8 protein-coding genes are annotated in these 13,665 nt (G+C 66.0%); 4 read left to right on the forward strand and 4 right to left on the reverse strand.

Going from position 1 to position 13,665, the window contains the following annotated elements; translation table 11 throughout:
- Positions 1-46 precede the first annotated feature (46 nt).
- The gene (locus tag B6V76_RS07560; protein WP_088727082.1) at positions 47-1,561 is read right to left on the reverse strand and encodes a catalase; all 1,515 of its coding nucleotides are present in this window, start codon (positions 1,559-1,561) and stop codon (positions 47-49) included.
- A gap of 233 nt (positions 1,562-1,794) precedes the next feature.
- Between B6V76_RS07560 and glgX the strand changes: the two genes are divergently transcribed.
- From glgX to B6V76_RS07580, 4 genes are all read left to right on the forward strand, one after another.
- Positions 1,795-3,870, forward strand: coding sequence for a glycogen debranching protein GlgX (gene glgX, locus B6V76_RS07565; RefSeq protein ID WP_240497822.1), 2,076 nt, complete (start codon positions 1,795-1,797; stop codon positions 3,868-3,870).
- The gene (treZ, locus tag B6V76_RS07570; RefSeq protein ID WP_240497823.1) at positions 3,867-5,594 is read left to right on the forward strand and encodes a malto-oligosyltrehalose trehalohydrolase; all 1,728 of its coding nucleotides are present in this window, start codon (positions 3,867-3,869) and stop codon (positions 5,592-5,594) included. The genes glgX and treZ overlap by 4 nt, the downstream gene beginning before the upstream one ends.
- Entirely contained in the window at positions 5,594-7,870 is a 2,277-nt protein-coding gene (treY, locus tag B6V76_RS07575) for a malto-oligosyltrehalose synthase (RefSeq protein WP_088727083.1), read from the forward strand. Before treZ ends, treY begins: the two co-directional genes overlap by 1 nt.
- 220 nt (positions 7,871-8,090) lie before the next feature.
- Entirely contained in the window at positions 8,091-9,203 is a 1,113-nt protein-coding gene (locus B6V76_RS07580) for a sugar phosphate nucleotidyltransferase (protein WP_166504563.1), read from the forward strand.
- Between the two features lie 150 nt (positions 9,204-9,353).
- On the opposite strand, the gene B6V76_RS07585 is transcribed toward B6V76_RS07580, so the two are convergent.
- Genes B6V76_RS07585 through efeU form a run of 3 tightly spaced genes read right to left on the reverse strand, consistent with a single transcriptional unit; the run spans position 9,354 to position 13,410 of the window.
- Positions 9,354-10,610, reverse strand: a complete 1,257-nt coding sequence (locus tag B6V76_RS07585; RefSeq protein WP_088727085.1) for a Dyp-type peroxidase — start codon at positions 10,608-10,610, stop codon at positions 9,354-9,356.
- 17 nt (positions 10,611-10,627) lie between these two features.
- Complete coding sequence (gene efeO, locus B6V76_RS07590) at positions 10,628-11,827, reverse strand: iron uptake system protein EfeO (RefSeq protein ID WP_206184184.1); 1,200 nt, start codon at positions 11,825-11,827, stop codon at positions 10,628-10,630.
- 38 nt (positions 11,828-11,865) lie between these two features.
- Positions 11,866-13,410, reverse strand: a complete 1,545-nt coding sequence (gene efeU, locus B6V76_RS07595; RefSeq protein ID WP_088727086.1) for an iron uptake transporter permease EfeU — start codon at positions 13,408-13,410, stop codon at positions 11,866-11,868.
- Between the last annotated feature and the right edge of the window lie 255 nt (positions 13,411-13,665).

Consider the following 13,665-nt stretch of genomic DNA (forward strand, 5'->3'; position numbering starts at 1 on the left):
GGCGGGGCCGACCCCCCGCCTTTTCCCGTTCTCGTAGACGACCGGCTCAGCCGCTGATGCTCTTGGCCGAGGCCATGCCCGGCGCTTTCGATTCACCGCCCAGCTTGTCGCGGACCGCTTTCTCGATCCGAGCGCCAATGTCACCATCGACGTTACCCCAGTACTCAAACGCCCGCTGCAGCACCTTCTCGCTGACGCCATCGCAGAGGTGTCCGGTGACGTTGGTCACGAAACGCTCGCGCGCCGCGTCATCCATCACCTCGCGCACCAACGCGCCCGCCTGGCTCCAGTCGTCGTCATCCTCGCGCTGTCTGTAGGCCTCGCGCACCATCTCGCCATCGGCATACCAGAGGCCGGCCTCGGCCTGCTGCGGATGCGCCTCCGGACCGCCGTAGGAATTCGGGAAATAGACCGGGTCTTCCGACTTGTTCACCCGCATCTCGCCGTCCTTGGTATAGGCGTTGACCTCGCTTTGCGGCTTGTTCACCGGGATCTGCTTGTAGTTCACCCCGAGCCGCGCGCGATGCGCATCGGCATAGGAGAAGCCGCGCGCCAGAAGCATCTTGTCGGGCGAGAGACCGACGCCGGGCACCATGTTGTTGGGCTCGAAGGCCGCCTGCTCGATCTCGGTGTGGAAATCGGTGGGATTGCGGTCGAGAACCATCTTGCCGACCTCGATCAGCGGGTAGTCTTCGTGCGGCCAGATCTTGGTCAGATCGAACGGGTTGATGCGATAGGTCTTGGCATCCTCGAAGGGCATGATCTGGAAATACAGCGTCCAGCTCGGATGGTTGCCTTCGGCGATCGCGTTGAACAGGTCGCGGCGGTGAAAGTCGCTATCGGCGCCGGCCATCTGGTCGGCTTCGTCCTGCGTGAAATGGGCGTTGCCGTCGCCTTGGTCGGTCTTGAAATGGAACTTCACCCAGAACATCTCGCCGGCTTCGTTGACGAGCGAATAGGTGTGGCTCGAATAGCCGTTCATCTCTCGCCAGGTGCGCGGGATGCCGCGATCGCCCATCAGATAGGTCACCTGATGCGCGCTTTCGGGCGAGAGGGTCCAGAAATCCCACTGCATGTCGTGATCGCGCAACCCGTTATCTGCGCGGCGCTTCTGGCTTCGGATGAAGCTCTGGAACTTCAGCGGGTCGCGCACGAAGAAGATCGGGGTGTTGTTGCCCACCATGTCGAAATTGCCGTCCTCGGTATACATCTTCACCGAGAAGCCGCGCGGGTCGCGCCATGTGTCGGGGCTGCCGCGCTCGCCGGCCACGGTGGAAAAGCGCGCGACGATGTCGGTCTTCGCACCCGGCTGAAACACTTTCGCCTTGGTGTATTTCGAGACGTCGCCCGTGACCTCGAAATAACCGAACGCGCCCGAGCCCTTGGCGTGCGGCTGACGCTCCGGAATACGTTCGCGGTTAAAATTCGCCATCTGTTCGATGAGGTAGTGATCGTTCAGAACGATCGGACCGTCGGAACCGACCGTGAGCGAATGTTCGAGACTTTGGACGGGGGCGCCCCCGTCTGTGGTGGCGGGGCGTCCGCGCTTGTCGTTCGTCATGTCGGAACCTCTGATATTGGAGAATAATGGTTCCGAAACGCGGGGGGGTATGGCGGAGTTCCTTGAAGTTTTCCCGACAGAATTCACGGCTACGGCATATGACGCAGCCCGGCTGGGCACGATCGCCAGCTCGATCGCCTCCGGTTTTTGCGTGTCACGCTCAGGAACCGATTACATTGCGGCGCATTGGTCCCGTTGGCGCGTCGCCGTTTCTTCCGCATATGGAGCCCTCAATGACCCCGAGTTCGCTGCGTTTCGATCCGTTTGCGGGGCGACCCGATACTCTTGGCGCGCGCGTCACGGGAGACGGCGTGAATTTCGCGATTTTTTCCGGAGAGGCCGAGAAAGTGGAGCTCTGCCTTTTCGACGACGAGGGCAAAGAGGAATTGACGCGGCTGGAAATGCCGCAGCAGGAGGGCGGGATCTGGTTCGGGCATCTGCCCGGCGCGCAGGAAGGCCTCGCCTATGGCTACCGCGTGCATGGGCCGTTTGCCCCCGAGGACGGCCTGCGCTTCAATCCCAACAAGCTGCTGCTCGATCCCTACGCGATGGCGATGCGCGGCTATCTGAAATGGGACGACGCGCTCTTTGGCTATCCCGTCGGAGGCTCTGACCTCGAACAGGACACACGCGATTCCGCGCCCTTCATGCCGAAGGCGATCGTGGCCGATCCGCAATTCGACTGGGATCAGGATCAGGTGCTCCATCGCCCGTGGTCGGAGACCGTGATCTACGAGGCTCATGTGAAAGGTATGACGATGCGCCATCCGGGTGTCGTGCAGGCCGATCGCGGGACATTCCGGGCGTTGGCCTCGCCGCCGATCATCGACCACCTGCTGAAGCTCGGCGTGACGACGATCGAGCTGCTGCCGATCCACGCCATCGTGCAGGACCGACATCTGGTCGAGAACGGCCTGTCGAATTACTGGGGCTACAATTCCATTGGTTTCTTCGCCCCCAATCGCAGCTATCTGCCGGGCGAAGACGTGCACGAGGTACGCGCCGCGGTAAAGCGCTTCCACGAGGCCGGGATCGAGGTGATCCTTGACGTCGTCTATAACCACACCGCCGAGGGCAACGAGCTTGGCCCGACGCTCAGCTTCAAGGGCATCGACAACCGCAGCTACTACCTCCTCTCGCCGGAAAACCGCCGCCACGGCTTCGATACCACCGGCACCGGCAACACGCTCAACGTGGCCCATCCGATGGTGCTTCGCCTCGTCATGGACAGCCTGCGCTACTGGGTTGAGGCGGTGCATGTCGACGGCTTCCGCTTCGATCTTGCGTCCACCTTGGGGCGCGAGCCGGACGGCTTCGAACGTGAAGGAGCGTTCTTCAACGCGATCCGACAGGACCCGGTACTCTCTGGCGTGAAGCTGATCGCCGAGCCATGGGACGTGGGCGAAGGCGGCTATCAGGTGGGCGGCTTCCCCTGGCCTTTCCGCGAATGGAACGACAAGTTCCGAGACGACACCCGCGCCTTCTGGCGGCGCGACCCCGGCATGGTGCCGAAGCTTGCCGACCGGCTGATGGGCTCGCCCGTGCAGTTCGACCACACGCACCGGCCCGCCACCTCGTCGATCAATTTCCTCGCCGCCCATGACGGGTTCACGCTCTGGGATACGCTGAGCTACAACCACAAGCACAACGAAGCCAATGGCGAGGACAATCGCGACGGCCACGACCACAACCTGTCCGACAATATGGGCGTCGAAGGCCCGACCGACGACCCCGAGATCGACGCCGCCCGCCTGCGCCGAGCACGCGCGATGCTGGGTACGCTGATGGTCAGCCACGGCGTACCGATGATCCTCGCGGGCGACGAGATGGGCCAGAGCCAGAACGGCAACAACAACGTCTATTGTCAGGATAACGAGACGACCTGGATCGACTGGGAGGGCGCGCGGGTCGATCTGCGCGACAGCGTCGGCGCGATGATCGCGTTCCGGCAGGACTGGCGCTATCACCTCGCCCCACCCGCCTTCGCTCCCAACGTCGCGACCCCGGTCAGCGACTGGTGGCATCCCTCCGGGCGTCAGATGAAGGACGACGACTGGCAGGATGGCGGTCTGTGCTGCGTGGGGCTGCGGCACCGGCTGGAGGGCTATCCGGAGTTGCTGATCGTCGCCAATGCGGGCGACGCCTGCGAGTTCACGCTGCCCGGCAAAGGCTGGCACCATATCCTCGACACGACGCGGGACAATCCGCGCTGCGACGAAGCTGGGGAGGAGAAAATGAATCTGCCTTGGCAATCGCTGCACGCGTTCTGTCGCGCCGAGGAGGCATCGCCCGGCGAGGCGACTTCGTGAGAGAGGCGAGCGATCCCCTGCCCCTTCGCTGGGGCGCGCATCCCGGAACGGGCGGGTCGTGGGACTTCGCCATCTGGGCCCCTGCGGCAGAGCGCGCAGAACTGATGCTGGACGGGACCGCGCATGACATGGCACCGGTCGGAAACGGCGGCTGGCAGGCCTCGATCCCGGCGCGCGACGGCCTATCCTACACGTTCCGCCTCGACGGCACCGACTACCCCGACCCCGCCGCGCGTCTCCAGCAAGGCGATGTTCACGGCCCCTCGCTGACCCACGACCCCGAGGCCTACGACTGGGGCGCCCCGTGGCACGGGCGCCCATGGGACGAGGCGGTGATCCTCGAAATTCATATCGGCACCTTCACTCCCGAAGGTACCTTTGCCGCCGCTGCGGAACGCCTGCCCGAACTGGCCGACCTCGGCATCACGGGCATCGAGATCATGCCGGTCTCGCACTTCCGCGGCGCGTATGGCTGGGGCTATGACGGGGTGCTCCTGCGCGCCCCGCATCCCGCCTATGGCTCGCCCGATGAGATGCGGGCGTTCATACGCGCAGCCCAAAGCAACGGGATCGTGGTAATACTCGACTTGGTGCTGAACCACTTCGGCCCGTTCGGAAATTACCTCCATTCTTACGCGCCCGAAGCCTTCGGAGGGGAAGCTACGCCTTGGGGAGATGCGATCGACTTCACCCGGCCCGAACTGCGCGCGCTGCTGCGCGACACGGCGACGGGATGGATCGACGAATACCGCCTCGACGGGCTGCGGCTCGATGCAGTCCATGCGATCCGTGACCCGTCCGAGCCGCATTTCCTGATTGAGCTTCTGCAAACGATCCGCGCGAAGGAGCGCGAACGCCCGATCCACCTGATCCTCGAGGACGAGCGCAACCTCCCCGATCTGCGCGAGGCCGGTTACGATGCGCAATGGAACGACGATTGGCACAATGCGCTGCATGTCGCGCTGACCGGCGAGACGCAGGGCTACTACAAGGCCCATGCCGCTGACCCGTTCGGTGATCTGGCACGCGCAATGACGCTGGGCCAGGTCGAGGAAGGTCAGACGCGGGCCGACGGGACGAAAGCTCGTGGCGCGCCCGCTGCTCATCTGCCTTGGTCCGCATTCGTGAATGCCAACCTCACCCATGACCAGGCAGGCAACCGCCCCAAGGGCGAACGCCTCCTGAGCCTGATCGGCGACGAGGCGGGTGCGGTGAGCCATGCGCTGTTACTGCTGATGCCCTTCACGCCGATGCTGTTCATGGGCGAGGAGGTCGGCTCCACAGCGCCCTTCCCCTTCTTCGCAGACCCGCCGAAACACGCCGTCGCCGCGCTGCGCGAAGGCCGAACGAAAGAGCTGCAAGGCCTCGGCTATGACACGAGCGCGATGATCGACCCCGCCTCTCCTGACACGCCGCGCCTGTGCTATCCTTACGGTGACACCAGGCGGCGCACGCGGGAGTGGTTGCGGCTGACGCGCGAACTTCTGAGCCTGCGCCGGAGGAATCTGCTGCCGCTTCTGCGCAGTGGCAAGCGCGGGCCCGGCGAGGTCACGCGCCACGGACTGAAAGCCTTCCATGCGCGCTGGCCATTCGGCGCCGGGACGCTCGACATTCTGGTTAGCCTCGGCGCGCCCGCATCCAACGCCGCGCGCCGGGACACCGCGCTGTTTTCCATGGGCGACCCGCGTCGGGACGCCTTCGCCATTGATGTGAGGATTGATTGATGCCGTCCGAGGAGCCCGCCGCCACTCATCCGATGATCGCCACCTACCGGCTGCAACTGCGAAACGGCATAGATTTCGCGACGGCGAAAACCTTTCTGCCCTATCTCGCAGACCTGGGCGTGAGCCACCTCTACCTCTCGCCGATCTTCACCGCGACGGAAGGCTCCACCCACGGCTACGACGTCGCCAACCCGCAGGAGATCGACCCGGTCCTCGGCGGCGAGGCAGGGTTTCGCGACCTGTCGGAGGCTGCGCAGGCGCGGGGGCTGGGCGTCGTGCTCGACCTGGTGCCGAACCACACGGCACTCTCGCTCGACAATCCGTGGATACGCGATGCGATGCGTCACGGCCCCGACAGCGCATATGCTGAATACTTCGCGATCGACTGGTCCCAGAAGCTGATCCTGCCCTTCCTGCCCGAGCCGCTCGACGACATGCTGGCGGCAGGCAAGCTGCGGCTGACCGAGGATCACGGCGGCGCCGTGGAATGGGAGGGCGGATGGCTCCCGCTCGCCCCCGGGACGGCAACGCTGGGCGACGTGGCCTCCGTGCTGACGCACCAGCATTGGCAGCTGCGCGACTGGACGCGCGAACGCGGCGCGCTCTCGCATAGGCGCTTCTTCAATGTCACCGGTCTGATCGGAATGCGCGTCGAAGACCCCGCCGTCTTCGACGCGATGACCGAATTGCCGGCGCGGCTGGTGCGCGAGGGGCTCGCCCACGGGCTGCGGATCGACCATATCGACGGGCTCGCCGATCCCGTCACCTATCTCGAACGGCTGCGCCGGACTGTGGGCGACGCAGTGCCGATCTGGGTGGAGAAAATCCTGACCGGCGACGAGGCGATGCCCGCCGAATGGCAGACCGATGGCACCACGGGTTACGAGGCGGGGCGCCAGATTTGCCGCGTGCTCACCGCGCCCGATGGGTTCGAACGGCTCGACACGCTTTGGCGCGATCGCACCGGTGGCTGCGACGATTACGAGACGCTGTGCCGGGAAGCCCGCGCGCAGGTGATCCCCGAGGACCTCGCCGCCGAACTGCACCAGCTGATCGACCTCGCGCAGGCGGCGCTCGCGGTGGACCTCCTCGACCCGCCCGACGCCGAGACGCTGCGCGACGCGATGCTGGCGTTGCTGATCCACTTCCCGCGCTATCGGACCTATATCACCGCGCCGCCCGCCTCGTCCGAGGATCGCGCGGTGATCGAAAGGACCGTGGCAGCGGCCGCGGAGACTCTGCCGCAGCGCGAGGCGCTCGATCTGCTCGCGGGGCTTCTGTTGGGCGGCACGGATAAGGCGAGCCGCAAGTTTCGCATACGCTTCCAGCAGGTCACGGGTGCGGTGGTGGCGAAGGCGCAGGAGGACACCGCCTTTTTCCGGCACACGCGCTACCTCGCCGCGAACGAAGTGGGCGCGGAGCCGGATATGCCGGTTCTGGACGCCGAAGGGCTCAATGACTGGTTTGCGAGTGCGCAGGGACAACGCTCCGGCGGCCTGACACTCACCTCCAGCCATGACACGAAACGGGGCGAGGATACGCGGATGCGCGTCGCGGCGATCTCGCATCGGCCCGAGACTTTCGCCGCTTTGTTCGATGCCGCGATGCAGGCGGCCGCACCTGCAGCCCCCGGCTTCGTCTGGTACGCCACGCAGAGCCTCTCGGGAATCTGGGACGACCCCGCCCCCGGACCGGAGCTGTCCGAACGCCTTACAGAGCACCTCCGAAAGGCACTGCGCGAAGGCGGAGAGATCACGCGCTGGTCCTTCCCCGACATCGAGGCCGAAGAAACCGCCTTGGACGCCGCCCGCCGGATTTGCGCGGCGTGGGAGGCGCAGCCCCCAGCAGAACTCGCGCGTCTGATCGCGACGGGGAAACGCTTGTCGCTGCTGCAACTGGCGCTCAAGATGATGCTTCCGGGCATGCCCGACATCTATCAGCGCGGGGAGCGGGCGCTCTACGAATTGACCGACCCCGACAACCGCCGTCCCTTCGCCCTGCCGGAGACGCTGACGCCTTTCGAGCGGAGCAAGTCAGAGGCCACCCGCCAGCTGCTGAGTTTACGCAGAGCGGCGGCGGAGGTGTTCCGCTCGGGCGCAGCCGAAGCCTCGGAGCGCAATGGGGTCTTCACGCTCACCCGTCGCTCGGACGGGCGCGAGATCACGCTCCGATTCTGCCGCGACCTCACCGACCTTCGTGACGGCGTGCTGTTCGAGATTTCCGATTCGAGCGCTGCGGACGCCTCTGGGACCCTCCGCTTTCCGCCACCCGGCTGACCGACCGGCGGGATCGATCCGACGGGCTTTTGACACATCGCGCGAGACCTCCCCCTAGACTCAAAGGGTTATCGGGCACCGCTCGAAATAGTAAGAAAACTTGCGCGAAAATCTTACCGCGAACCGGCGGAAAACCGGGAACCGGGGCCCCGATTTGTGGCTTTTATTCATGAAAAGCGTTAAACTTTTGAATGTCGCAGCGTCACGGGGAGGAGCTCTGATGCTGACTCGAAAACGGCCCAATTTATTGAACGGTTGTCTTCCAGTGGTCTTGGCCGGCGGGCGCGGGAAGCGTCTCTACGAGCTGACCGAGAACATGTGCAAGCCTGCCCTGCCCTTTGGCGCTGGCGGCCTGCGACTGGTGGATTTCACCCTTGCCTCGTTGCACGCCGCAGGGTTCACGCGCGCCATCATCGCCACCCAGTACCGGCCCGCGCCGTTGATCCGGCACCTGCACGCCCGATGGGCGGACAGCTTCCCCGACGGGCTGCTGATCCGCGACGCGACGCGGCTTTCGCGCGGCGGCTATCGCGGCACGGCCCATGCGCTTCTCGCCAATCTGAACCTGCTGGAGCGCGAAGGCGTTAACGACATTCTGGTGATGCCTGCCGATCAGATTTGCGACATCGATCTGCGTCCGTTTATCCAGCGCCACCGTCTGAGCGATGCGCCCGCGACACTGGTCGCCGCGACCCTCGCGTCTTCGGACGCGGAGCATCACTCGGTGCTTGAGGTCGCGCAGGATGGCCATGTCAGCGCGCTCACCCACCGCCCGAGTTCGCCTGCCGAGATCGACGGCAGTTCAGGGCGCAGCCTGGTCGCCACCGGCATTTACCTGTTCAAGACCGCGTGGCTCCGCGAGGAATTGCCGAAACTGGCGCTGGGACGTTTCGACATTTCGATCGGGGCCGATCTGCTGGAAATCGCACTTCGCGAGAAGGCCCTGCAAGCCTACCGTCTGCCACGCGCCGAAAACGGCCGCGAAGCCTATTGGCGAGATATCGACACGCTCGACGATTATCGCTCCGCGCTTCTCGATTTCGCGGCACCGCAGGGAACCACGACGCGCGGCAGTCCGCCGCTGAGCTGCCTGCATCTCGATGTGCCTCCGGGCGTCATCGGGGTCGGTCGGCGCTCTGCGCTGACGGCGAAAGGATCGGTGTCGCCTGACTGCCACTTGACCGATACGCTGCTGGCGCCCGATGTCTCGCTGCCGGCGGGAACGATCGTTGAAGGGATCGGACGCAGCAACATGCGCTGGTTCCGACGCAGCGGCGACACCAACCTGATCACGCAGGCAATGGTCGACCGCTCGATCGCGCGGCTACACTAAGAGCTGATAGCGACCGAACGGATCTTCGGAATGGGCCGACGCGATCTGCTCGGGCAATCCGGGTTGGGCGGAGACCCCGATACAGACCCAACTGCACACCGCCGCGACGACGGCGCGCAAAGGAGTTACCGCCGGATCCGCTCCGGGGGCTTAGACCGCAGCGAAAAGCGGCGCGCCGATATAGGAGTTTTTCGGTGCTGCGGGCGGCACCCAGAACAGCCCCGATCCGGTGTGGGAAATGTATTCGTTCAGCAGATCCGACGCGCCGAGCCGCCGTTGCAACGCCTCGAAATGCGCAGGATCCTTCTGGTAGCTGATGAAGAACAGCCCCGCATCGAGCCGCCCGACCGCGTTCAGACCGCCGGTGAAGTTGTAGCCGCGCCGCAGGATGCGGATGCCTTCATTGGTCTCATGCGCCGCGAGCCGGATATGCGCGTGCGTCGGGATTACCGGCTCGCCTTGCGCGTTCTTCGCCTTGAAGTCAGGCGTGTCAAATTCATCCGTGCCAGTCAGCGGCGCGCCTGTAAGCTTGTGCCGCCCGAAGACATCGTTCTGGTGGCTGACCTGCGCGTTGTCCCAGTTCTCGATATGCATCTCGATCCGGCGCATCACCTGATAGGTGCCGCCACGCTGCCATTCGGGCCCGTCATTGGCCCAGACATGCTGCGCGAGTTGCTCGGGCGTGGTGATGTTACGGGTGCCGTCGCGATAGCCAAAGAGGTTGCGCGGCGTCTCCTGCCCTGCCCCGGCCGAGGCGCGCCCGAAGCCGAGTTGTGTCCAGCGCACGGTCGCGGCGCCAGTGCGTTTCGCGATCCGCGCGAGAATGCGCACCGCGTGATAGGCGACCTGCGGATCGTCGGCGCAGGCCTGCAGCGAGAGGTCGCCGCCACTGATCTCGGGGCGCAGCGCGTCCGAGGGCAGATCAGTCAGCGGGCGCAGATGCGGCGGGGCCTTCGCCGCCAGCCCCATCTCGGGCGAGAACACGCGCAGGCCTAGCCCCACCGTGACCGTCAGCCCCGCCGGGCCGAGACCGAGCGCCTCGCCGGTCTCGAGCGCGGTCGCCGCGGCGCGGTCGGGCTCGACCGGGCCGACCGGCTGCCCTTCCATCATCAGCCCGATCGAGGCCGACCAGCGCGCGAGCAGCACTTGCAGTGCGCGCGGATCGGTCCCGGTCAGGTCGAAGGCCATGGCCATCAGATGCTGCTGCGGCGGCGTGGCGATACCAGCCTGCGGCCCGGTCCCGTAAAAGGCGTAGCGCCTCTGGTCCGGGTCGGGCATGGCGTCGGGCGCGACCTTGCCGGTCTCTGCCCCATTTCCCGCCGTGGCGAAGGTGCCGCCAAGCGCTGCCGCGCCCAGAAACAGCCCACGCCGTGACAGTCCTGCCGGTTTATCGTCTTGCCCGCGCATCATGGCCTCCTTCGTCTTCAGCTTGCCGTGGCGACTTTTTCGGCGATCCGCGACAGCGGCTCCTGCAGCATCTGGATCGCGCGGCTCAGCTTCACCGCGTCCGATTTGCGCAGCTCGGCATCGTAGATCTTGTAGCCGCCCAGAGCGTCGGGATCGCGGTAGTCTTCGAGCATCGTCTGCACATCCGCGAAGCGCTGCGCGATGGTCTCGGCGACGTCCGGGTCGATCCGCTTCAGCCCCGGCTCGAGGAAGGCGAACGCCTGATGCGCGCCTTCGATATTCGCCGCGAAGTCCACGAGGTCGATATGGCTGTAGGCCTCTTCCTCACCGCTGATCTTGCCGCTTTGCACTTCTTCCAGAAGGGCCGCCGCGCCGTTCGCGAGATCCTCGGGGCGATACTCGATCCCGCCGGACAGATCGGCGAGCATCTTGACGTTCTTCACCAGCTCCGCCGCATAGGCCTTGGTCTCGTCGGTGATTTCGCCTTTCTCGAACAGGTCGCGCTCCACCGCGTGGAAGCCGTGCCAGCCGACCGCCGGGTCGAGGTTCGAGGCGCGCATGTCGATCAGGTAATCGAGGTTGCCCGAGTTATCGGTCGGGTCGGTGCCGGGAAGGACGAAGCCTTCGACGTCAGGCTCGATCCGCTCGTAGAACGGACGGGCCTGCGCATAGGCCGCCTTCGCGCCCTCCACGTCGCCTTCGTCCACTTTCGCAGCGAGCCGTTCGCTTGCGGTCACCATCGCGCCGACCATGCCTTCGACGTAGTTCGCGTAGCCTGCGGTGCCTTCGTCCAGCAGATCGCCGATCGCGCTTTGCGCGCGCTGCTTGCTCTCGCCGGTCACGGTGAAGGCCACGGTGTCTTCCGCAGCGCCCGGGCAATAGATGCGATAGTCGCCACCGTCGAGCGTGACGGTGAAGCTCGATGCGGGCAGACCGGGAGCGAGGTTCTCTTTCTCGCCGAGGATACGGCTGTCCGACAGCAGCTCCAGCTCGGAGATCGCGGGGGCGGATTCATTGGTCACCGTAAAGGTGATCGGCCCGGCCGCCGCGCTGTCGTGATCGAGAACGCAGGCACCGCCATTCTCGCCAGTCAGCGTGATCGCGACCTGCGCGGCCCCGTTATTCGTGGGCGCATCGGCCAGTGCGGGCTGCGCGAAGAGCGCGGTTGCGGCGAGAAGTGGAATGGCGCGGCGACGCGCGCGGGGCGACATGTTCATTGTCAGGCTCCTGTATTTGCTCTGCGGAGTTGGCTTGGTCAGAGGGACCTGGCGGGGAAAAACGGTGCGGGGCGCGCACGGGCGAGCGCGGAGGCCGCCAGCGCAAGCGCGATGAGGAAGAGGATCACGGGCAACTCTCGGGCCCAGAACTGATGCTCAATGCGGGCGCGGCGCAGCGCACGCAGCGCATCCGCGGCCTCTTGCGTGGCGGCAGGGGCCATGACCCAGGCGCCGGTTGCCGAACCGCTGGGCGCTGAATCGACGCGCAGCGTGCGCGGCGTGGTCAGCCCACCGCCCGACAGGCGTAGCGTCACCGCGCTATGGCCCTGCGCATCGAGAAGCGCATCGCCCGCTGTCCAGACGGTCACTTGCTCCAGCCGCGTCCATTCGGCCACGAAGGGCCCGGGGTTGCGCGCGGGGCTGACGCCCACCGGCAGCCGCCCACCCGCGAGCTGCGCAAGCGTGGCGAGATCGATCTCGCCGGGGGCGCCCGCGATCTCGGTCTGGCTCTGCACTTGGCGATGCAGGGAGGGGAGGCCCAGATGCCGTTCCGGCGTGGCTTCGGCGCCCGTCAGATCGACGCGGGTCGCACCCATTTCGAGCATGTGTCCCTGCAGACGCAGATCGGGTCCGGCGGAGGTGTCGACATCTCCTTCAAGCACACGCGGCGCATGATCGGGCAGCGTCACCTGCGGCTGCGGCCAAAGCGCCGCGATACCGACGGCCAATGCCGCGAAGGCGACCGCGAGAGAGCCGCGCAGCCATTGCGCCGTGCGGGGATCGGGGCGCAGCGCACGCGGCCAATAGGTCAGCGCCGCGACCGGGACCAGATAGGCGATCCAGCCCAGCAGTTCGATCAGGCGCGGATCGGCGGGAATGCCCAGCACACCCGTGATCAGCGCCGAGCGCACTGTGCCGGGGGCCACGAGCCAGCTCAGATCGGCAATGCGCTGCTGCCCCGCCAGCAACCAGCCCGCCTCATGGGCCGAGCGCAGCGTCTGCAGCACCAGCCCGGCCGCAACGAGGATCAGGAACACGCCGGTCCAGCGGAAGAAACGCCCCAGATTGAGCCGCATCCCGCCCTGCGCGATCGCCCAGCCGAGCGCGACCGAGGCTGCGAGGCCAAGCGCCGCGCCGAGGCCCGCCCAATGTCCGGTCTGCGCGCCCGAAATCGTGGCGAGCAGGAACACTGCGGTCTCAAAGCCTTCGCGCAGCACGGCGAGGAAGGCCATCGCGGCCAGGGCGATCCGGCTCCCCTGCCCCAACGCCGCGTCGGCGTCCCGCTCGATCTGGCCCTTCAGCCCCGCCGCGTGGCGCGTCATCCACAGCACCATCAGCGTCACGAAGACGACCGCGACGGCGGCGATCACGCATTCCAGCTTTTCCTGCGCGCTTTGCGGCAGCGCGGCCTCGATCAGCGCCAGACCGGCCCCCACGCCGACCGACAGCGCCACCGCGGCAGCAACGCCAAGCCACATCTCGTGCAGACGCTCGCCCCGGGCGCGCAAAAAGGCCGCGATGATGCCGACGATCAGCGCCGCCTCGAGCCCTTCGCGCAGGCCGATGATGAATGTTGCGAGCATGGAGACGTTCCCCGTCGATTCCCGAGTAATTTGCTTGGGTATTCGTTAGCTGCGTCGACTGACGGGCGCAACCCCCTAACCCGAGTAATTTTATCGGGTACCCGGCACGGCGTTTCTTCGCGCTCGCAGCGATCAGGCGATTTGCAACTTCCGTCATCTTGGGGCAATTCGTGCAGGTCGCCCTCGCAGCGCCGCGCAATTTGGCGATACGGCGTAGCGAGCGAGGCGACACCCCGGGCCGACGGCGGCCCGCAT

It is taken from the genome of Thioclava sp. IC9, from assembly GCF_002213225.1.
GTDB classification, from domain to species: domain Bacteria; phylum Pseudomonadota; class Alphaproteobacteria; order Rhodobacterales; family Rhodobacteraceae; genus Thioclava; species Thioclava nitratireducens.

Coding starts and splice junctions, on each gene's coding strand:
- efeU (WP_088727086.1), bottom strand. CDS start 13,410: ATGCTCGCAACATTCATCATCGGCCTGCGCGAAGGGCTCGAGGCGGCG.
- B6V76_RS07560 (WP_088727082.1), bottom strand. CDS start 1,561: ATGACGAACGACAAGCGCGGACGCCCCGCCACCACAGACGGGGGCGCC.
- efeO (WP_206184184.1), bottom strand. CDS start 11,827: ATGAACATGTCGCCCCGCGCGCGTCGCCGCGCCATTCCACTTCTCGCC.
- B6V76_RS07585 (WP_088727085.1), bottom strand. CDS start 10,610: ATGCGCGGGCAAGACGATAAACCGGCAGGACTGTCACGGCGTGGGCTG.
- treY (WP_088727083.1), top strand. CDS start 5,594: ATGCCGTCCGAGGAGCCCGCCGCCACTCATCCGATGATCGCCACCTAC.
- B6V76_RS07580 (WP_166504563.1), top strand. CDS start 8,091: ATGCTGACTCGAAAACGGCCCAATTTATTGAACGGTTGTCTTCCAGTG.
- glgX (WP_240497822.1), top strand. CDS start 1,795: ATGACCCCGAGTTCGCTGCGTTTCGATCCGTTTGCGGGGCGACCCGAT.